The sequence below is a fragment of the Streptomyces sp. NPDC090106 genome (assembly GCF_044747265.1).
Taxonomy (GTDB): Bacteria; Actinomycetota; Actinomycetes; order Streptomycetales; family Streptomycetaceae; genus Streptomyces.
The window spans coordinates 207,898-228,346 of the sequence record NZ_JBIVDS010000006.1 but is presented as its reverse complement, the minus strand read 5'-3'; the positions used below and the strand labels follow the sequence as shown (position 1 = coordinate 228,346).

The following is a 20,449-nucleotide window of genomic DNA, read 5'->3' as shown; positions in this document are numbered from 1 at the left end:
ACTGCGAATTGCGAAGCCGGTCGGACGTTTCGGGGGTGAGTCCTCTGCCGGAGCTGCGCTACCCCACAGTGACCGAAGTCGTCGCCTCGGCCCAGGCGTTGGCGGCGTATCGGCCCGCCCTGTGCACGCTGCGCCAGGTCGGCCGATCACGGGCGGGCAGGCCTTTGCACCTGTTGTCCGTGGGCCACGCCCGACGCGCCGTGCTCGTCGTGGCGGGCGCCCACTCCAACGAGCCGACGGGTCTCGGCACGCTGCTCGACGTCGCCGGACGCGTCGTCCGCGACCGGACGCTCCGGGCGGACACGGCATGGCACTTCCTGCTGTGCGCGGATCCCGACGGGGCGAGCCTGCATGTGACGCCGGCGCCGCGCAGTCTGTTCGACTACCACCTCGGGTTCTTCCGTCCGGCGGGGCACGAGCAGCCGGAGTGGTCGCCGTCGGTGCTGCCGCCGGACCGGCTGCCGCCCGAGACGCGCGCCCTGACGGGCGTCATCGACGAACTGCGCCCCTACCTCCAGGTGACGCTGCACGGGACCGATCTGGGCGGCAGCTGGGTGCAGTTGACGAAGGACATCCCGGGGCTCGCGGAGCCGTTCGCCAAGTCGGCGGCGGAGCTGAACATCCCGGTGGAGACGGGCGCCTCGGACGCCGCTGGCTGGCCGGCCTCCGGGCCCGGGGTGCATGTGATGCCGGCGCCGGGCGCGGGGGCGGCGTATCCGAGCATGCCGGACGACGCGCGCAACAGCACCTGGTACCACGCGCACCGCCACGGCGGGCTGACGGCGATCGTCGAGGTGCCGATGTGGGCGAGCGACCTGGTCGACGACCCGACGCCGCATCCGGCGCCCGCGGTGGCGCTGCGGCACCTGGCGGGGCGGCTGCTGCGGGACGCGGGGCAGGTGCGGCGGGTGCTGGACGAGGCACGGCCCCGTCTGGTGGGCGTCGACGGGCCGCTGCTGCGGGCCGCCGAGTGGGGCCTCGACCTGGTGCCGGGGCTGGCGGCGGACTGGATGCACACGGCGCCCGCGGACGACACGCGCGCGTACGTCGGCAGCGTGGAGGCGTTCGGGCGGCGGCTGCCGCTGAGGGCGGCGGCGATGCTGCGGCGGGTGCTGGCGGAGCACGGGGACCCGGCGGCGCCCCGGCTGGAGCGGCTGATGGCGACCTGGAGCGACGCGTTCGCGGAACGGTTCCGGGCCCGCTGGGTACCGCTGGAGCACCAGATCCGGCATCAGTCGCGGACGGTGGTGGCGGCGGCGCTGCACGCGCGCGACAGGGCCGGGTGAGCGCCGCCGGTGGACAGGTCCTAGCCCGCGTCGAGCGCGAACACGGACCCGGTGCGCTGGGCCAGCACGCAGGCGTTGGGGAAGGTCTCCTCGTAGGTCACCGGCCGCCCGTCCCACCGTCCGTGGGCGCGGGCGGTGGCCGGGGCGTAGATCATCGTGCAGTAGCCGTCGCCGGGCGGGAGGGCGCCGATGTCGCCGCCCACGGCGTCCAGTTCGGCGCAGGCGAGGGCGGCCCGGCCGTGTCCCTGGGGCGGGTCGCACACCAGGAGGGTGCCGCGGGTGTCGCTGGACCGGGCCCCGCCCGGGACGGCCCCGCCGGTGCGGGCGTCGCCCCGGGTGACGCTCAGATGGAGCCAGTTGTCGGTGCGGGCGTCGTACGCCGAGGCGGACGCGGGGGCGGCCAGGAGGAGGGCGGCGGCGCCCAGGACGGCGCGCCGGGCCCCGGTGAGGATGCGAGGGTTCATTCCCGGTGCATCGGCACCGCGGCCTGGGAACCCCAGTCCGGCTCACCCGAAAGGGAGTCGGCGCGCCGCGCGGTGAGCGCGAGCGCGTCCAGGACGACCCGTGACTGGTACTCCACCTGACGGGCGACGGGGATCCAGCGGGCCCCGCAGCCGTCGAGGTAGTCGGCGCACCAGGCGTCCAGGAGCCGGTCCAGTTCGGGCAGCGCGTCGGCGGGGTCGCTCCCGGCGGCCGTCACGAGCTGGTGCAGCAGGCCCGCGGTGCGCAGCGCGAGGCGGCGCCCGGAGATCCGCAGGGCGGCCAGGTGGGCGGAGCCGAGCGGGGGCAGGGGGTGCGGGCCGTCGTCGGTGTCGGGGTCCCAGGTGTCGGCGAGGCCGGGGCAGACGAGTAAATAGTCGTCGACCGGGGCGAGCAGCCGCTCCGCGTCCGGGGCGGCGGCGACATGGGGGCGGATCCGGGCGGAGATCCGCTCCAGGAGCTGGGTGTCGCGGCGGAGGGTGCCGCTGACGGTGCGCAGGACGGCGGTCGGGTCGGCGCACGGGGAGCCGTCCTGGACGGCGCGCACTCCCCACATGGGGGCCTCGACGACGGCGGTCACGGTGCCGTGCCGGTAGGGGTGGAACCAGGTGGACTCGACGGCGGCCTCGGTGATGGCGGCGGCCAGGTCGCCGCGGCGCGGGGGCGGGATGCGGTACACGGCGGGGCCCAGGCTCGGCCAGTACAGGGTGTCGTAGGGGCCGAGTTCGAGGGGGACGCCGAGGCGTCTCGCGGTGTGCGCGACGCGCTGCGGGAGGCCGGGCAGGTCGTGGGTCAGCTCCACGAAGCCGCCGCCGACGTCGACGCCGTGCAGGGAGCACTGGAGCAGGGGCCGCAGTTCGTCCTGGAGGTCGAGCAGCGCGCGGGTCTCGGGCAGGGTGACGGCGTCCGCGCCGTCGGGCAGCCACTCGGGCTGTTCGAGGAAGCCGGGCCGGAAGAAGTGCCGGAAGTGGCGGCCGAGGGTGTACGGGCCGTGCAGCCAGCCCTCGTTGCGGCGCAGGCCGTCGGGGTCGAGGCAGAGCAGCAGGTTCAGGGTGGCGTCGGCGTTCTCGGTGAGCGCGGGGTCGGCGAGGGCGCGTTCGGCGAGTCGCAGGACGGTGCCGCCGCCGACGGGTTCGTTGGCGTGCGGGCCGGCCACGACGAGGGCGTGGCGGCTGCCGTGGCCGACGGAGAGCAGCAGCAGGGGGTTGCCGGCGCGGGAGGTGCCGACGCGTTCCAGGCGGGCGTCGCGGGGGCGTCGGGTCACCAGGGCCGCGGCGCGGGTGGCCAGTTCGTCGACGGTCGGGTAGCGCAGGAGGGGCGACAGGGCACACCTCCACGATGTGGTGCCGACGGTTCACCTGTTGTGCACGGCGGACGTACAGTCAGTCACGGTCGGCGGGGTACGTCAACACCCTGGAACGCAAAGGCGGAACCGGCCTCACGGGGAGCAAATCCCAGGCCAGAGCTAAGGTTCGGCTCAGTCGACGGCGAGCCGGAACCACATGCGCCCGAAGCCGATCTGGTCGCCCTCGCGGACCACGGCGGCGCCGATGACCCGGCGTCCGTTGACCGTGGTGCCGTTGGTCGAGCCGAGGTCGCGCAGCACCCACATGCCGCCCTGGCGGCTGAGTTCGGCGTGCACCCGGGAGACCGTCTCGTGGCTGAGCCTCAGTCCGTTGGCGGGGTCGCGTCCGATGCGCAGCGGATGGAGGCTGCCGGGGTGGGGCAGCAGCAGTTTGGGCAGCCGCTCCGCCTGCCAGGCGCGCCGCAGGCGTTGGGTGAACCCGGAGACCGCCTCGACCGACCCGAAGACCACCCTGGACAGCCGGCTCTCGGAGGGCAGATCGGCGGTGAGCACGGCCAGTTCGTCCGAGCGGCGGGCGGCGAGGGCCAGCTCCATGCGGCGGATGAACGTGTCGTGGGAGAGCCGGCCCATGGCGACGCCGTCGCGGAGCACCTTCAGCGCCTTGTCGCGCTCCACGTCGGACAGCCGCGCGGGGTACGTGTTGAACTCGAAGGACGACGTCACGTTCGTGATTGTCGGTCAGTGGACGCCGGGTGTCCAGAAAACGCGGGAACGGCCGGTACGCGCGCGGAGCGGTCGCGTTTGACGCACCATGGACGGGCTACATCACGGTCAGCAGACGAAGGGGAACCGTCCGTGCAGTTCGAGGTGTGGGCACCGCAGGCAGGCCGTGTGCGGCTCCGGTGCGACGACGACACGCGCGCGCTGGAGCGCGACCCTGAACGTCCCGGCTGGTGGCGGGGCGAGGCGCAGGCCGCGGACGGCAGCCGGTACGGCTTCGCCCTGGACGACGGCCCCTTCCTGCCGGACCCGCGCTCGCGCCGCCAGCCGGACGGCCCGGACGGACTGAGCGCGGTCGTCGACCAGGGCCGCCACGTGTGGCGCGCGCGGTGGGCGGGCCGGCCGCTGCCGGGCGCGGTGCTGTACGAGCTGCACGTGGGCACGTACACGCCCGAGGGGACGCTGGACGCGGCGGCGGACCGGCTCGGGCATCTCGCGGAACTGGGCGTCACGCACGTCGAGTTGATGCCGCTGTGCCCGTTCCCCGGGCGGCACGGCTGGGGGTACGAGGGGGTGTCGCTGTGGGCGGTGCACGAGCCCTACGGCGGGCCCGCGGCGCTGAAGCGGTTCGTGGACCGGGCGCACGAACTGGGCATGGGCGTGGTCCTGGACGTGGTGCACAACCACCTGGGCCCGTCCGGGAACCATCTCCCCGCGTTCGGCCCGTACTTCACGGACACGCACCACACGCCCTGGGGTTCGGCGGTCAACCTGGACGCGCCCGGCTCGGACGAGGTGCGCGCGTATCTGCTGGGGAGCGCGCTGGCGTGGCTGCGGGACTACCGGCTCGACGGGCTGCGGCTGGACGCGGTGCACGCGCTGGCGGACACGCGCGCGTGTCACTTCCTGGAGGAGCTGTCCACGGCGGTGGACGCCCTGGCCGCCGAGGTGGGCCGGCCGCTGTTCCTGATCGCCGAGTCCGATCTGAACGACCCGCGGCTCGTCACCTCGCGCGCGGAGGGCGGGTACGGGCTGCACGCGCAGTGGAACGACGACTTCCACCACAGTCTGCACACCGCGCTGACCGGTGAGGCGCAGGGCTACTACGCCGACTTCGCCGAGGCGCCCTTCGCGGCCCTCGCCAAGACCCTCACCGGCGGCTTCTTCCACGACGGCACCCACTCCAGCTTCCGCGGCCGGGGGCACGGCCGCCCGCTGGACCGCTCCCGGGTGGCCGCGCACCGGCTGGTCGGCTACACCCAGACCCACGACCAGATCGGCAACCGCGCCCAGGGCGACCGGCTCTCCGCGTCCCTCTCCCCCGGCCTGCTGGCCTGCGCGGCGGCGCTCGCCCTGACCGCTCCGTTCACGCCGATGCTGTTCATGGGCGAGGAGTGGGCGGCGGGCACGCCGTGGCAGTTCTTCACCGACCACACCGATCCCGAGCTGGCGGACGCCGTACGCCGGGGCAGGCGGCGGGAGTTCGCTGCGCACGGCTGGGCCGAGGAGGACGTGCCCGACCCGCAGGACCCGGCGACCCGGGACCGCTCGTGCCTGGACTGGTCGGAGCCGGAACTGGAGCCTCACGCACGCGTGCTGGCCTGGTACCGGCAGCTCCTCGCACTGCGCCACGAACACCCCGACCTGACCGACCCGGACCTCGCCGACACGAAGGTCGCCTTCGACGAGGAGCGACGCTGGCTGGCGTTCAGACGCGGCGACGTCCGCGTGGCGGTGAACCTGGCCAAGGAGCCCGCCGCGATCCCCCTGGGCCCCCGCCGGGCCCGCGTACTGGCCGCATGGGAACCGGTCCTGGCCCCCGGGACGGACGGGGTGCTGCACCTGCCGGGCGGGTCGTGCGTGGTGCTGCTCCAGGAGTGACACGGGGCGAGGCCCGGGGGACGCCGGGCGGGCGCTGGGCTCCGGGGCGCCGGGCAGGCTTCCTGTGGGTGCGGGCAGATCCTCCGGAAGAGGCCGGATGAGCCTCCGGGAGGGGCTGGGCAGGTCCCGGGAGGCGCGGGACAGGTCCGCGAGAAGGGCTGGGCGGATCGCCCGCAGACGCCGAGACGGGCCCGTGGGGCCTCGGGGGCCCGGGGGCCGAGCACGTCGCCGGGGACACCGGACAGGCCCGGGAGGGGCTCGGTAGGTCCTCGGAAGGGTCCGGGCATATCGCTCGGGCTCCGGGCAGAACCCCCACGGGCTCCGGGCAGGTCCCCCGGGGCGCGGGCCGGCGTCAGTAGTCGTCCTCGTTCTCCGGGGGCCGGGTGTCGTGCTCGCGGAGTTCCGTCACGCGTTCCAGGAGGATCGCCTCCCAGGCGTGTCGCAGCCGGACCCGTAGTTCGGTGAGCGGGGTGCCGTCGCGGGCCTCGCCCCGGGCGGCGAGGCGCAGCAGGGCGTCGCAGCGGGCCAGCCACAGGCCGCGCAGGCAGGGGCGGGCCCCGTACCCGGCGAGTGTGGCGGCGCGGACGGCGGCGGGCGCGCCCACGGCGAGGGCGAGCCCCGCGATGTCCTCGGCCGGGTCGCCGAGGACGGCGTCGGCCCAGCCGAGCACGCCGCGCACCCTGCCGTCCGCGCCGACGACGAGATGGTCCCCGGTGAGGCCGTGGTGGACGAGGACGGCGGTGCCGGGCTGCGCGGCGAGCTGGACGGCGGCGGCCTGGCCCAGCTGGTGCATCCGCGCGGGGTCGAACTCGTCCGCCTTGCCGAGGAGTTCGGCCGCGCGTTCGGCGGCGCGGCGCAGCCCCTCCAGGGAGCGGGGGGCGACACGGGGGACGCCGAGCATCTCGGCCTGCCGGGCCGGGACCTCGCGCAGCCCGGTGAGCAGCGCGGCCAGGTCGGCCTCCCCCACGGCGGACACGTCGTGCTCGCGCGCGGACCCGCCGGGCAGCAGACCGTCGAGGGTGTACGTCAGGCCGGGCGCCCACTCGCCGTGGGCCACGCCCGTCGGGACGGCGACCGGGACGTGCGGGCGGACCAGGTCGCGCAGCCTGAGCTCGCGGCGCTGGCGGACGGCGGCCTCCCGGTCGGGGGCCAGACGCAGCACATGGCGGGCGCCGACCCACCAGGTGGCGGACCCGGCGCTCCCGGGGACCGGTCTGACGTCCGGTCCGGGCGTGCCGGAGGCGTCCTTGAGAAGGGAACGGACCAGCCGCCGGACGGTGTCCGCGGTGGGTGTCGGTGCCTGGGTCATGGTCGCGCCGTTGTCACTCGGGGGTGTACGGGGGCTGCGGGCTGCTCAGTCGACTATGACCATCTCGCGGCTGGTGCCGTTCAGCCGCCGGCCGCCGTCCTCGGTGACGGTCACGATGTCCTCGATCCGTACGCCGAACCGGCCCGGCAGGTAGACGCCGGGTTCCACGGAGAAGCACATGCCGGGGACGAGGGGCTGTTCCTCGCCCTCGATCATGTAGGGCGGCTCGTGCGTGGTGACGCCGATGCCGTGCCCGGTGCGGTGGATGAAGTACTCGCCGTACCCGGCGTCCGCGATGACCGCGCGGGCGGCCCGGTCGACGTCCTGGCAGGCGGCGCCGGGGCGCACGGCCCGGAATCCGGCCTCCTGGGCCTCGCGCACGAGGTCGTGGACCCGGCGCTCCTCGTCGGTGGGTTCGCCGACGTGGACGGTGCGGGAGGTGTCGGAGCCGTAGCCGTCCTTGAGGCCGCCGAAGTCCAGGACGACCATGTCGCCGCGCTCGATGACCCGGTCGCCCACCTCGTGGTGCGGGTTGGCGCCGTTGGGGCCCGAGGCGACGATCGTGAAGTCGACCTGGGAGTGGCCGAACCGGCGCAGCAGATGGGCGAGTTCGGCGCCGATCTCGGACTCGCGCCGCCCGCCGAAGGGGACCTGGCGGATCTCCTCGAACGCCGCGTCTGCGGCGGCTCCGGCGGCGGCCAGCAGCTCCACCTCCGCCGCGTCCTTGACGGCCCGCAGCATCGGCAGGGCGTCGGTGAGGGAGGCGTACGAGGTGCCGGGCAGGGTCCGCTGGAGGCCCAGGAGGTGCATCGCCCAGGCGTTGTCGCTGATCCCGAACCGGCCGGCCGGGTCGAGCAGCGCGGCGGTCGCGGCGTAGGGGTCCTTGCCGTCGGTCCAGTCGCGCAGGGTCAGCGCGGGCGCTCCGACGGCGTGCCCGGCGTCCGGTGCCTCCAGGGCGGGGACGACGAGGACGGGGTCCTGTCCGGGGGCGAGGACCAGCAGGGTGAGCCGTTCGGTGATCGCGGTGGGCGTGTAGCCGGTGAGCCAGACCAGGTCGGGGCCGGGGGCCACGAGCAGCCCGGCGAGTCCGGCGTCGGCCGCGGCCCGGGCGGCGCGCTCCATCCGGGCCCGGTACTCGTCGGCGGTGAAGGGCGCGAGCGCTGTACCGGACATCCGGGCCTCCCAGGGCGGACGAAGGGACTACGGGCAGCATCCTGCCCGGACAGCGGGGGCGGCGCGAGCCGGTTCAGCCCTCCAGTGCCAGCCGGACGCCGAGCAGCACCAGCACGCCCCCGGAGACCTGCTCCAGGCGGCGGCGCACCCCGGCCCGGGACAGCAGGGTCCGCAGCCGGCCGACGAACCACACATACAGGCCGTAGTAGCCGATCTCGTAGACGGCCCAGAGGGCGGCGAGGCCGGTCATCGCGGGCAGGTGCGGGGCTCCCTGGGGCACGAACTGCGGCAGGAACGACAGGGCGAAGACGCCGGCCTTGGGGTTGGCGAGGTTGAGCAGGAGTCCGCCCCGGTAGGCGGCCCAGCCGCCGCGCGCGCCGTCGGGCGGGCCGGTGTCGTCCGGCGCCGCCTCGGCCCGGCGGGCCTGGCGCAGTGCCTGGACGCCGAACACGACGAGGACGGCCGCGCCGACGAGGCGCATCACGTCGTAGGCCGGCTCGGAGGCCGTGAGCAGCGCGCTCAGGCCGAACGCGGCGACCAGGCCCCAGACGAAGACGCCGGTCTCGTTGCCGAGGACGGTCAGGAAGCCGGAGCGCCTGCTGTGCAGGGACTGCCTGATGATCAGGACGGTGCTCGGTCCGGGCGAGGCCGCGATGAGGGTGCAGGCCCCGAGGAAGGCGAGGAGGGTGCTCGGCATGGTGCTCATCGTGGCCCGCGCGGAAGCCGCGGACCACCCCTTTTCCCCTCCCCTTGTTAATGGTTTGGGGTTGCTGGAGCGTTAGTACTAATGCTTGTATCTCAGTACGGCATTAGTGTCCGGCTGGTTTCAGGGGAGGCATTCGACGTGCTCGTGCTCGCGCACCTCAGCGATCTGCATCTGGACGGGACCGAACGGGCCACCGAGCGCGCGCGGCGAGTGCGCGAGCACCTGTGGGCGCTGCCGGGGCCGGTCGACGCGCTCCTGGTGACGGGTGACATCGCGGACCACGGCGCGGAGGCCGAGTACGAGGAGGCCGCCGCTCTGCTGGCCGGCGCCCCGTTCCCGGTGCTGACCTGCCCGGGCAACCACGACCGCCGCGCCCCGTACCGCAAGGCCCTGCTGGGGCGGCCCGCGGCCGACGGGCCGGTCAACAGCGTGCGGGTGGTCGACGGCACGGCTGTGCTGATGTGCGACTCCAGCGTCCCGGGCCGGGACGAGGGCGCTCTCGACGAGGAGACGTACGCCTGGATCGAGGCGACGCTCGACGGACTCGGGGAGGGCCGGCGCGCACTGCTGGCCTTCCACCATCCGCCGGTGGCGCTGCACCATCCGCTGCCGGACGCCTACCGGCTGCGGGACCCGGACCGGCTGGCCGGTCTGCTGGAGCGGCGCCCGGAGATCGCCGGGCTGATCACCGGCCACGCCCACACGCCGGCGGCCACCGTGTTCGCGGGGCGTCCGCTGGTGGTCGGGCCCGGGGTGACCTGGACGCTGCGGCTGCCGTGGGAGGGCGCGGAGGTCGCCGACCGGGACGCGCCGGTCGGTCTCGCCTTCCATGTCCTCGACGACGCCGGGCGGCTGACCAGCCACTTCCGGGTCGTCAGGTGACGATGCCGGGGACCGCCGTCAGCTGCTGGTAGCCGCCGCTCTCGTGCAGGATCGTCAGGGTGACCTCCTTGCCGGGGCGGGTGTCCGCGACGGCGCGGGCGAGGTCGGACGCGGAGTCGACGCGCGTCGTGCCGACCACCAGCAGGACGTCGCCCCGCTCCAGGCCCGCCGTGTAGCCGGGGCCCGGCACATGGACGCCGACGACCAGGGCGCCGGCCTTCTTCGCGTCCACGACCTCGATGCCGAGCGTCGCGGCCGGGGGCGCGGGCGAGGCCGTGGAGGGCGCGGCGGCCGGCGGACGGAACGGGCCGAGCGGCGCGGCGGCCGTGCCGGTGCCGGACGCGGTGTCCGTCGTGGTGCGCGGCGCGGTGTCCGGGGCGGCAGCCGCCAGTTCCTCGCGCATCTCGGCGAGCCTGCTCATGCCGATGACCGTGGCGCCGAGGGTGCCGAGCCCCACCCCCGACAGCACCAGAACCGTTCCGACGGACAGCGCGAACAGCAGGGTGCGCAGCCGCCGGCCCCGCCGCCGCGCGGCGTGCGGACGCCGCGCGGGGCGGGACGCGGGCGTACCGCCGGGCTCCTGGCCGGGCATCGGCTTGGGACGCAACGCGGTCTGTTCCATGGCTGTTGCTCTACCCGGCGCACCGGTGCCCGACGAGCCACGAACGAGTGAGACTGACCCCCGGTCAGCCGGTGCGGCTCCTCTCGTGGCCGCCGTGGTGACCGGCGCCGTGGTCGAACTTCAGCGCCTCGGGCGGCAGGACGACGAAGGGCCGCATCATGCCCATGTCCTCGTGCTCCAGGAAGTGGCAGTGGTACATGAACCGGCCGTACGCGCCGTCGAAGCGGCCCAGGATGCGCAGCATCTGACCGCCCGGGACCCGGTAGACGTCCTTGTGGCCCAGCTCGTTGGGGGCGAGCGGGACGGTGACGGACGGATCGTGGGCGATCGGGGTGCGGGTGCCGCCCACGGCCGGGTCGAAGCCGGTGACGAGGTACGGGTCGCGGCCGAGGGCCTGGAAGTCGGCCAGGTGGATGTGCATCGGGTGCGGGATCGGCGCGAGGTTGAGGAAGCTCCACTGTTCGTGGCTGCCCTCGGCGATGGTGAAGCCGAGACCGTCGTTGAAGGTGCGGGCGGTGCGCCGGTAGGTCCTGGTGGTGCCGTCGGGTCCGGTGATCTGGATGATCCCGTCGGTGGGGAAGGTGATCCCGCTCGCGTCCTCGACCTCGGCCGTCTCCCAGATCTCGGGGTGTCCCCCGCCGCCCTTGGTGCCGGGCGGGGTGAGCACGATCAGCCGGTGGCCGTGCTCCACGTCATGGGTGAGCCGGCGGAAGGAGCCGGAGAGCACCTCGGGCAACTGGAAGGGGTCGGCCTCGCAGCCCTCCCCGACCCTGAACTCCATGACGGCGGGATAGCGCACCCCGCCCACCGGATCGGGCACCCCGGCAGGCCGGCCGGGGCCCTTGTTCACCAGGCGCAGCCTGCGCCCCGCGAGGCCCCGGAAGTCGACCAGGAGGTCGAAGCGCTCGGCGGGGGCGGCGGTCAGGGTGGGCAGCGCGCCGTCGAAGTCGATCGGCACGGGCCGGGGCAGCAGTCCGCCGTCGCTGCCGATCTGGTGGACGATCCCCGGCACCGGACGGTCGTCCTCGTCGAGCAGGACCAGGTCGTAGATGCGCGCGTTCGACGCGTTGACCAGGCGGAACCGGTACCAGGCGGCCTCGACGTCGGCGTACGGCCAGATCCGGCCGTTGACCGTGGTGTACGGGCCGGCGAACGGTGTCGTGACCGGTTTGCCGGTCTCCGGGTGGGACGGGTTCACCACGACCGTCTTGTGCAGGAGGCGGCCGTTGAGCTTGCCGTCCTCGTCGGTGTCGAGGTTGCGGTCGGCGAGCAGCAGCGGGATCTCCCGGTCCCCGTCGGGGAGATGGAGGGCGTCCTCCTCCTCGTCCCGGACGAGATAGGTGCCGTACAGGCCCGCGTACACGTTCCACCGGGTGATGTTCATGGCGTGGTCGTGGTACCACCACTGGACCGCCTGGTGGTCGTTCGGGTACTCGGAGAGCTGGGCGTCGCCGGAACCCACGGCGTTGTCCGCCCAGCCGTCGTTGCCGCCGCCGGTCTGCGCGCCGTGCAGATGGGTGACGGACCAGGCGGGCAGGGCGGCGACGTTCTCGTCGGGTTCGACGCCGTCGCGGCCCGGTTCGGTGGTGGCGGGCGCGGTGCCCGGCGGGCGGAGCGGCACCTCGACGGCGGTGACCGGGTACTCGCTGCCCTCGGGTATGCGGTTGGTCCAGGCGATGCGGACGCGCTGTCCGCGCCGCACCTCGATGGTGGGGCCGGGCACCAGGCCCTCGTACCCCCACATCAGGGTCGGCGGGAGCTGCGGGTGCATCCGCACCCAGGTCGGGTGCAGGGCGATCTCCGTCTCGCGCAGCGTGTCGCCCGGGTCGGGCCGCAGGGTCGGCGGGACGGGCAACGGCGCCACGTACGGCGCCAGTTCGCCCGGCGCCGCGAACCGCTCCTCGGCGTCGCTCTCGGTGATCCTCTCGATGATGTCGGTCAAGGTCGAACACCCCCGTGTGTTCTGTCGTCTGTTCCCCTCACCTCAGAGGACTCCCGCCGCATCGGCGAAGTTCCCTGAATATCCTGTTCCTTGGGAAAAGTTCGGAAAACTGTCAGTGACGTCCCGACCGCCCACCGACCGCGCCTGCCGTCACGTTCGGTGACATGAGGGAGGGCGGCCGGCCCGGGAGGAAGCCGTGGGTGCGGCGGGCCAGATGGGCGGCTTTGTAGCGGTCGGCCTCGCGGTGCCAGTGGAGGATGCCCGCCATCCAGTTCCGCAGGTCGCGCACATACGCGTCGAGTTCCTCGCGGGCCTCCCGGGTGAGGGCGAAGTCCTCGCACACGACCGGGAGTTCCTGGGCGGCGACATGCTGGAACTGCCGCATGCGCTGGGTCATCAGGTCGTGGACGACGGCCAGGGCGGACGGGTAGTCGACGCCGAAGAAGTTCTGCACGACGAGGATCGCGTTGTGGATCTCGCCCTCGTACTCGATCTCCTTCTGGTACGAGAAGACGTCGTTGACCAGGGCCGCGTAGTCGGCCGCCGCGTTCGTCAGTGAGCGGACGGGACCGCTGCGGTAGACCTCGGGCGGTACGACGGAGCGGGAGCCGAGCCCGCACAGGGACATGGTGAGGTCGGCGCCGAAGGTGGCGCGGCGCATCTCCAGGTAGTCGACCGGGTCGGGGACGCGGTGCTGGAGCTGGTTGGCAAGCTCCCAGAGCCAGCTCTCCAGCATCCGGTCCACGGCCTCCTTGAAGGAGAGCCGTGCCTCGGGTCCCAGGCCGGCCGTGGTGCGGGCCCACAGGTCGGTCAGTCCGCGTTCCATGCCGTTGGCGGGGACGAGGGCCGCCTCGCCGTCGAGCGGCATGCACGCGGACAGCCGCCGGTTGGCCTCCCGGGCGCCGGGCAGGTCGCGGCGGCGGCCGAAGACGAGCGGGTAGTAGTCGTCGGCGTAGGTGCCCCAGGCGAGCCACTGGGCGCTGAGGTCGAGGGCCTCGGCGGTGGCGTCGGGGTCGATGCCCGCCGAGCACAGGGCGAGGTCGGCGGCGGCCAGCCTGTCCTCGTCCCACACGCCCTCGCTGAGCATGCCCGTGCGGTGCATCCAGGCGGTGAGGCGCGGGCGGGCCGCGGCCAGATGCGGGCTGTGCACGGCCTCGAAGGGCATGTGGAAGTCGGGCAGCAGGGACGGGCCGACCTTCTGGAACGGCACGTGCCCGTACGCGCGCGTGCGTTCCGAGGCCGCCGTGGCGAGCAGGGCGCCGATGTCGGCGGCGGAGGTGCCGGGGCCGCCGGGGAGGTGCCAGGGCGTGGTGGAGCGGGCGCCCTCGTTCATGTAGCGGCTGGAGCGCAGATGCCATTCGTGACCGCCGGACTGCCAGTCCTGAAGTCCCTTGGTGTAGGCGGCGATCGCGGCGACCTCGTGCGGTGCGAGGGCGTGTTCCAGGGCGAGCGCGGGCACTTCGGTGAGGGCGGTGTGCTCGAACTGGTGCAGTCGGGAGGTGAGGATGTCGTTGACGGTGTCGGCGGCCTGCTGGGTGGTGCAGCCGAAGAAGGTCTCCAGGACGAGGACGCCGTTGCTGTTCTCGCCCTCGTCCTCCACCTCGCGCTGGTAGGAGAACAGGTCGTTGCGGAGGTGGACGGCGTCGGAGAAGGTCTCCATGAGGACCCTCAGCGGCCTCGATCCGGCGACGGACGCGGGCACTTCGCCGGCCACGTACTCCACGAGCCCGGCCGACCAGGGGGCGCCGCCGACCTTGCGGCGCATCTCGATGTACTCGACGGGGTTGGCGATCCGCCCCTCGTTGATGTTGGACAGTTCCCACAGCGACTCGTTGAGCAGATGCTCGGTCGCGAGGGCGAAGCGGCGGCGCCAGTCGGCGGACATCGCGGGCACGGTCCTGGCCCACAGGTCGGCGAGTCCGGCCTCGACGGGGTTGTGCGGTTCGGGTGTCGGGGTCGCCGGGTCCATCGGCATGAACAGGGGCAGGCGGTCCAGGTATGCCTTGCCGCCCGCGCGGTCCTGGGTGCGTTTGAAGGTCTCCAGGAAGTGGTCGTCGAAGAAGAAGACCCACACGTACCAGTCGGTGACGAGGCTCAGTTCGGGGCCGTCGCAGTCGGGGTGGGTGTAGGCGCAGAGCAGTCCGTAGTCGTGCGCGTCGAGGTCGGACTGCTCCCAGACGCCTGACCCCTCCAGCATGCCCATCTGCCGGGCCCACGCCGTCGAGTGGGCGCGCGCCTGGTCGACGTGCGGGTTCAGCCGCGCGGGGTACGGCATGTAGAAGCGCGGGAGTTCGAAGGGCTGCTGCGTCATGGCCGGGCCCTACCCAGGCCCTTTTCGGGGCATCCGCGGGGCGGCACATGATCACACCATCGCGTGAATCGGAGCCGAACACGGAGTTCTCCGGAACGTTCGGGCGTTCACGCGGTGGCGGGTCCGTCGGGCCGGGTGCCGCGGACCGCGCGTCCCACCTCGGCGCGCAGGGCGACGAACTCGGGCAGGCCGCGGGTGGCGATCTGCTCGCGCTTGCCGGGGAGCCCGACCGGCAGGTCGAGCAGGACGTGGGAGCCGGGGCCCGCGGAGAGGACGACGACGCGGTCGCCGAGGTAGACGCTCTCGTCGATGTCGTGGGTGACGAAGACGATGGTGGTGCCGTCGGTGCGGTGCACCTCCAGGAGGAGGTCCTCCAGGTCCTCGCGGGTCTGGGCGTCGAGGGAGCCGAAGGGTTCGTCCATGAGGAGGAGGGAGGGCCGGCAGACGAGGGCGCGGGCGATGGCGACGCGCTGCTGCATGCCGCCGGAGAGCTGCCAGGGGTGGCGGCGGGCGGTGCCGTCGAGGCCGACGCGGTCCAGGATGCGCTCGGCCTCGGCCCTCCTTTCGGTGCGGCCGAGGCCCTGGCGGCGCAGGGGCAGGGCGACGTTGTCGCGGACCGTGAGCCAGGGGTAGAGGGACCGGCCGTAGTCCTGGAAGACGACGGCGAGCCGGTCGGGGACCCCGGTGACGGGCGTGCCGTCGACGGTGACCGTGCCCTCGCGGGCGGGCAGCAGTCCGGCGACGGTGCGCAGCAGGGTGGACTTGCCGCATCCGGACGGGCCGACGACGCACAGGAGCTGGCCGTCGGGCACGGTGAGGGTGAGGCCGTCGAGGACCGGGTGGTCGCCGTAGTACTGGCCGACTGCGTCGAGGCGGAGCATGTGCGGGGGTCACCTGGCCCGGGGGTCGTGGCGGGTGGTCGGTGGGGTCATGCGGTGCTCCTCCCCCGGCCCACGAGCCGCTTCTCGACGGCGAGCAGACCGGTGTTGAGGAGATGGCCGAGGGCGCCGAGCAGGACCAGGGCGGCCCAGACGGTGAGCAGGTCGGAGCGGGACTGGGCGTCGGTGAGGGTGAAGCCGATGCCGTCGGCGGTGCCCGGCAGCAGTTCCGAGAAGACCATGAGGACGAGGGAGAGGGAGAGGCTCAGGCGCAGTCCGGCGAAGATCCGGGGCAGCGCGGAGGGCAGGACGAGGAGGCCGAGCCGTTCGAGGGGGTTGAGCCGGAGCACGGCGGCGACGTCGAGGCGCAGCGGGTCGGTGGCGCGGGCGCCCTCAGCGGTGTTGATCAGCACCGGCCAGACCGCGCTGAACGCGATCGACGCGATCTGCATGGGCGTACCGAAGTCGAAGAGGACGACGAAGACGGGGACGAGGGCGGGCGGGGGCACGGCGCGGGCGAACTGGAGGACGGGATCGCACAGGGCGTGGGCGCGCCGGGAGCGGCCGATGGCGAGGCCGAGGGCGATCCCGGCGACGGCGGCGAGGGCGAACCCGGTGGCCATCCTGGCGAGGCTGGGCAGGATGTCGTCGACGGCGGCCCCGGTGAGGAACGCGTGCCGGACCGGGCCGGAGAACCACAGCCGGTACATGTGCTCGGCGATGCGCCCGGGCGGCGGGAAGTAGACGCTGCCGTGCGCGCGGGCGGCGAGCTCCCACCCGGCCACGGCGACGGCCAGGACGGTCCAGCGCAGCAGGGCGTGCCGGACGCCCGCGGTGGTACGGGCGATGACCGTCCCGGCCGACCGGGCCGGCTTGGCGGCGGCCGTCACGCGCCCCCTCCAGCGCTCGTCACGTGCGCCCTCCGGCGGCCGTCACACGGCTTGCTCCGGCGGCCGTCACGCCACTTCCTCCGGCGGCCATCACGCGCCCCACTCCCACCGACGCCACACGACCTCCCCCGGCCGTCGCCGCACGGCTTCCCCCAGCGGTCGTGGCACTGCTTCCCGCCACGGCCGCCACACGGCTTCCCGTGGCGGCTGTCACGCGGCTCCTCCGGCGGTCCGGTGTCCGGGGGTCCACGGGAACAGCCTCCGCTCGCCCCACACCAGCGCCCCGTTGATGACGAGTCCGAGGGCGCCCGCCCACACCACGCCCGCGAGCACGTCGCGGGTGCCGTCGGTCGCGAGGCCCGCCTGGGCGATGAAGATGCCGAGGCCCTCCCCGAAGCCGGCGAGGAGTTCGGTGGCGACGGCGAGGATGAGCGCGACGGCGGCGGAGATGCGGATGCCCGCCGCGATGAAGGGGGCGGTGCCCGGGAGTTCGACGCGCAGCAGGACGGAGAGCCGTCCGAAGCCGAAGGCGCGCAGGGTGTCCTTGGCGAGCGGGTCGGTCTCGCCGAGTCCGTGGACGGTGTTGAAGAGGATCGGCCAGACGCAGGCGTACGTGATCAGCGCGACCTCGGTCCCGGTGCCGGAGCCGAGCAGCAGGGAGACGAGCGGGATCAGCGCCACGGACGGCAGGGGCCGCAGGAACTCGACGATCGCGCGGACGGCGGCGTCGACGACGGGCACGCTCCCGAGGAGCAGGCCGAGCGGTACGGCGACGGCTGTGGCGAGCGCGAGTCCGAGGCCCCAGGCGCGCAGGGTGGCGCCGACGCCGTCCAGGAAGACGCCGTCACCGGCCAGTTCGACGGCCCGGCCGAGGACGTCGGAAGCGGGCGGCAGGTAGGTGCGGCTGACGATCCCGGCACGGCTCACCGCCTCGCACCCGCCGAAGGCGAGCACCACGCCCAGGCCGCCCAGCAGCAGCCTTTCCTGACGTTCCGTCACTCGGGCCACCGTCGCCTCGCGTCACCCGGCTCCACGTCGTCCTCGGTTCACTTCACCAGCAGCGTGGACGGGTCGATCGGCTGTTCCAGCATCCCCTGTTTCTTCATGAGCGCGGTGATGCGGGCGATCTGGGTGCCGTCCGCCGTCGCCGGGAAGACCGGCAGGTCGATCTTCGCCGCCTGCGCCTTGGTCACCTTCGTGTAGGTCGGCAGGATGTCCCGGACGACCTGGGGGTCCTTCTCGGCGATCTCCACGGCGGCCTTCAGGGCCCGTTGGAAGGCGGCCAGTTCCTCGGTGTGCCCGGAGGCGTAGCCCTGGGTGGTGATGTATCCGCTGAGCGGGATGGCCTCGACGGGTGCGGAGGCGCCGTCGACGAGGACCCTGGCGCCCGACTCGTCCTGGATGGCGCTGTCGAAGGGTTCGACCGCGTGCACGGCGTCGACCTGTCCCTTGTCGAGGGCGGCGCCCATCTGCGGGAAGGGGATCTGGCGGTAGACGGGTGCGCCGACGCCCTGTTGCGCGAGGATCTCGTCGAAGGTGAGGGACTGGACGTTGTTGAGGACGTTCACGGCGAGCTTCCTGCCCGCGAGGTCGGCGACGGTCTTGATGTCGGAGTCCTCGGGCACCAGGACGTCCATGATGTGCGGCGCGGCCCTGATGGACTCGGCGACGATCCGGATGGAGAGGGTGCCCTTCTCCTGGGCCTGGAAGTAGGTGACGTAGTTCGCGCTCGCGACCATGTCGATCTGTCCCTTGGCCAGGGCCGGGAGCGCCTGGAGGCTCTGCTGGATCTGCTGGATCCGGACGGACACGCCCTCCTTCTCGAACAGACCGCGGTCCTGGGCGACATAGAGCATCGCGGCGTCGACCAGCGGCAGCGCGGCGACGGTGACCGTCTCCTTTCCGCTCTCCGCGGATCCGGAGTCGTCACCGCCCCCGCAGGCCGTCAGGGTCAGCGCGAGGGCGACGGCCACGCTCGCCGCCAGGGCGCTTTCCGCTCTTCCCGAACACGATCGCCGTAACGCCATGGGCGCATGATGACGCCCCGGTTGGCATGATCACTACATGCATGCAAGCCGAATCGGCTTCTTCGGGGATTCACGCGGCGCGGGTCGCCGCGCGGCCGGGGGCGCTACTTCGGGCCGCGCACCTGGATCAGGGCGTGGGTGCCGCCGGTGCGCCAGCGCTGCCCCTCCGCCTCGACGAGCGCGGCCTCGGTGGCGGGGGCGAGGCCGACGATCACATCCGACTTGAGGGTGCGCAGGGCGGCGACCGGGCTGGGGAAGCCGGCGGTCACGTCGGCGAAGGGGGTGGTGGCGGGCCAGCGGCGATCGCCCACCAGGCGGCGGTAGTTGAGGTCTCCCTTGACTACGGTCAGGGAGGCTTCGGCGAGTTCGGCGCGCAGGTCGCCGGGCATCGACGCGTAGGGCAGCGGAGCGCAGGAGAAGGGGTGGGCGCGGACGGTGAGGGTGCCGTCGGCCATCGCGGACCAGAGCGTCCGGCCGTACCCGGCCGCCGCGCCCGGCGCCCGCGTCAGCCGCCGTACGGCGTCGACGACGTCGGCGGTCGTGGCGTCCGAGACGTAGTACGGGTACGGCTTGACGTGCAGGACGGCCCGGTCGACCCGGCCCAGGGTGAGGAGATGGGCGATCAGGAGGAGATCGGGGATGAGTTCGCGGCCCGCGTTGTCCGCGACGAGGAACAGCGTGCCGGGCGGGTCCAGGAGGGCTTCGAGTTCTGCGCTGTCGTCGGCGACGAGCGCGGCGACCGGGGTTCCGGCGTCGGCGGAGAGACGGAAGCCGAGGTCGGCGCGGTTGCCCCAGAGGGAGCCGTGGAGCAGGGCGGCCGTGCGGTCCTCGGCGGGCCGGGCGTCGAGGGCGTCGAGCGCGGCCAACTCCTCGTCGGTCTCCGGGGCATGGAGTTCGGCGAGCTTGAACGGGCGGAAGGGGTCGATGCCCTGCCACGGTCCGGGCTCGAAGTAGCCGACGGCGCCGAGGAGTCGGCGGTAGAACCAGCTCTCGGACCACAGCCAGGGGACGTCGAACCAGGAGCGGCCGGTGTACGTGTCGGCACCCCAGGCCGCCCAGCGGTCCCGGTCCGGCGCGTCGGCGGGCAGCGGTTCGATCACGCCCTCGGTGCAGTTCTCCACGAGCGCGTCCAGCGCGCGGTGCTGGGCGGGCCCGTAGGGGAACGCCTCCCGCACCTGGCGCACGATCGCGGGATGCCGTTCGGCGAGCACGCCGTGGGGGAACGTGCCGGGTTCGTCGGCGAGCAGCACGGGCGGGGCGGGAACGGGCGCCGAGGGGACGGGCGGGGTGTCGGGCATGGCGTCACGGTACCGTCGGGCGTACGGGTTCCACGTGTCACCTCGCCCGCCACCGCCCCGGCGCCGGCCGTGGCCGTCAGGGCTGCCGCATGTCCCGCTCCAGCTGTGTGGCCAGGCTGAGGTAGCGGGCGCGGCGCGGCACCGGGACCATGCCGCGGACCTGGATGTGCCACATCTCCGCGAGCCGGCGCGGCTGCCGGGTGACGGGCTCCAGGGAGCGGCCGACGACCCGGGTGCCGACGAGGGAGCAGACGAGGGAGTGGGCGGCGGCATCGAGATCGATGTCCGGGTGGATGTCCGACTCCTTGAGCGCCCCGAGCAGCTTGCGGGAGGTGATCTCAAGCCATTCCGTGAAGGGGTGCGCCAGTTGGGCCGGCACCAGGACTCCGCCGGTGGCGAGCCTCAGGCCGGCCCTTGGCACCGGGTCGTCGACGGACAGCCGCGCGACGCCGAAGGTGGTGCGGATCAGCGATTCCAGGTGCGAGAACCCCCGGTTGTCCAGATCCGACACCATCCGGCGCAGGGTTCTGGACTGGAGCTCCATGATGGCGTGGGCGAGATCCTGCTTCGCCGCGAAGTGGAAGTAGAGGGCGCCCTTCGTGACTTGGGCGTGCTCGACGATGTCACTGAGGCTGGTCGATTCGTAGCCATGCCGGTCGAACAGATCGGCGGCGGCTGCGATGATCGCCGCTCGCGTCTGTTCGGCCCGTAACTGCCTAGCCATCGGTGGGAGTCTCC

The 20,449-nt window shown here is 73.6% G+C and carries 18 protein-coding genes; 3 read left to right on the top strand and 15 right to left on the bottom strand.

Annotation, left to right across the window (positions count from 1 at the left end; translation table 11 throughout):
• Positions 1–35 precede the first annotated feature (35 nt).
• Positions 36–1,286, top strand: a complete 1,251-nt coding sequence (locus tag ACIPSE_RS21170) for a M14 family zinc carboxypeptidase (protein WP_401664626.1) — start codon at positions 36–38, stop codon at positions 1,284–1,286.
• 20 nt (positions 1,287–1,306) lie between these two features.
• Here ACIPSE_RS21170 and ACIPSE_RS21165 read toward each other — a convergent pair whose 3' ends face one another.
• The 3 genes from ACIPSE_RS21165 to ACIPSE_RS21155 form a co-directional block, all read right to left on the bottom strand.
• Positions 1,307–1,750, bottom strand: a complete 444-nt coding sequence (locus tag ACIPSE_RS21165) for an SSI family serine proteinase inhibitor (RefSeq protein ID WP_401664625.1) — start codon at positions 1,748–1,750, stop codon at positions 1,307–1,309.
• Entirely contained in the window at positions 1,747–3,090 is a 1,344-nt protein-coding gene (locus tag ACIPSE_RS21160; RefSeq protein WP_401665035.1) for a M14 family zinc carboxypeptidase, read from the bottom strand. The genes ACIPSE_RS21165 and ACIPSE_RS21160 overlap by 4 nt, the downstream gene beginning before the upstream one ends.
• A 153-nt stretch (positions 3,091–3,243) precedes the next feature.
• The gene (locus ACIPSE_RS21155) at positions 3,244–3,795 is read right to left on the bottom strand and encodes an FHA domain-containing protein (RefSeq protein WP_401664624.1); all 552 of its coding nucleotides are present in this window, start codon (positions 3,793–3,795) and stop codon (positions 3,244–3,246) included.
• A 132-nt stretch (positions 3,796–3,927) separates the two neighbouring features.
• Here ACIPSE_RS21155 and treZ point away from each other — a divergent pair, with 132 nt between their 5' ends.
• A complete protein-coding gene (gene treZ / locus ACIPSE_RS21150; RefSeq protein WP_401664623.1) occupies positions 3,928–5,673 on the top strand; it encodes a malto-oligosyltrehalose trehalohydrolase in 1,746 nt (581 codons plus the stop codon).
• Between the two features lie 352 nt (positions 5,674–6,025).
• Here treZ and ACIPSE_RS21145 read toward each other — a convergent pair whose 3' ends face one another.
• The 3 genes from ACIPSE_RS21145 to ACIPSE_RS21135 form a co-directional block, all read right to left on the bottom strand.
• On the bottom strand, positions 6,026–6,982 hold the full coding sequence (locus ACIPSE_RS21145) for an aminoglycoside phosphotransferase family protein (protein ID WP_401664622.1): 957 nt from the start codon (positions 6,980–6,982) through the stop codon (positions 6,026–6,028).
• A 45-nt stretch (positions 6,983–7,027) separates the two neighbouring features.
• Positions 7,028–8,155 (bottom strand): aminopeptidase P family protein, encoded by a 1,128-nt coding sequence (locus ACIPSE_RS21140; RefSeq protein WP_401664621.1) that lies wholly within the window; start codon positions 8,153–8,155, stop codon positions 7,028–7,030.
• A 73-nt stretch (positions 8,156–8,228) separates the two neighbouring features.
• Positions 8,229–8,852 (bottom strand): LysE family translocator, encoded by a 624-nt coding sequence (locus tag ACIPSE_RS21135; RefSeq protein ID WP_401664620.1) that lies wholly within the window; start codon positions 8,850–8,852, stop codon positions 8,229–8,231.
• A gap of 147 nt (positions 8,853–8,999) precedes the next feature.
• Between ACIPSE_RS21135 and ACIPSE_RS21130 the strand changes: the two genes are divergently transcribed.
• A complete protein-coding gene (locus ACIPSE_RS21130; RefSeq protein WP_401664619.1) occupies positions 9,000–9,743 on the top strand; it encodes a metallophosphoesterase in 744 nt (247 codons plus the stop codon).
• On the opposite strand, the gene ACIPSE_RS21125 is transcribed toward ACIPSE_RS21130, so the two are convergent.
• The 9 genes from ACIPSE_RS21125 to ACIPSE_RS21085 form a co-directional block, all read right to left on the bottom strand.
• Entirely contained in the window at positions 9,736–10,365 is a 630-nt protein-coding gene (locus ACIPSE_RS21125; RefSeq protein WP_401664618.1) for a PDZ domain-containing protein, read from the bottom strand. The two genes, ACIPSE_RS21130 and ACIPSE_RS21125, sit on opposite strands and share 8 nt — an antisense overlap.
• Before the next feature lie 64 nt (positions 10,366–10,429).
• Positions 10,430–12,307: an O-aminophenol oxidase PhsA gene (gene phsA / locus ACIPSE_RS21120; RefSeq protein WP_401664617.1), complete on the bottom strand. Its 1,878-nt coding sequence runs from the start codon at positions 12,305–12,307 to the stop codon at positions 10,430–10,432.
• Between the two features lie 112 nt (positions 12,308–12,419).
• Positions 12,420–14,618: a germacradienol/geosmin synthase Cyc2 gene (gene cyc2, locus ACIPSE_RS21115; protein WP_401664616.1), complete on the bottom strand. Its 2,199-nt coding sequence runs from the start codon at positions 14,616–14,618 to the stop codon at positions 12,420–12,422.
• Between the two features lie 107 nt (positions 14,619–14,725).
• Positions 14,726–15,499: an ABC transporter ATP-binding protein gene (locus tag ACIPSE_RS21110; protein ID WP_401664615.1), complete on the bottom strand. Its 774-nt coding sequence runs from the start codon at positions 15,497–15,499 to the stop codon at positions 14,726–14,728.
• 47 nt (positions 15,500–15,546) lie between these two features.
• The gene (locus ACIPSE_RS21105; protein ID WP_401664614.1) at positions 15,547–16,386 is read right to left on the bottom strand and encodes an ABC transporter permease; all 840 of its coding nucleotides are present in this window, start codon (positions 16,384–16,386) and stop codon (positions 15,547–15,549) included.
• A 210-nt stretch (positions 16,387–16,596) separates the two neighbouring features.
• Complete coding sequence (locus tag ACIPSE_RS21100; protein WP_401664613.1) at positions 16,597–17,385, bottom strand: ABC transporter permease; 789 nt, start codon at positions 17,383–17,385, stop codon at positions 16,597–16,599.
• A gap of 47 nt (positions 17,386–17,432) precedes the next feature.
• Positions 17,433–18,413: an ABC transporter substrate-binding protein gene (locus ACIPSE_RS21095; RefSeq protein ID WP_401664612.1), complete on the bottom strand. Its 981-nt coding sequence runs from the start codon at positions 18,411–18,413 to the stop codon at positions 17,433–17,435.
• Positions 18,414–18,517: 104 nt separating this feature from the next.
• Entirely contained in the window at positions 18,518–19,711 is a 1,194-nt protein-coding gene (locus ACIPSE_RS21090; RefSeq protein WP_401664611.1) for a damage-control phosphatase ARMT1 family protein, read from the bottom strand.
• Positions 19,712–19,787: 76 nt separating this feature from the next.
• Entirely contained in the window at positions 19,788–20,435 is a 648-nt protein-coding gene (locus tag ACIPSE_RS21085) for a ScbR family autoregulator-binding transcription factor (RefSeq protein ID WP_401664610.1), read from the bottom strand.
• Positions 20,436–20,449: the final 14 nt, after the last annotated feature.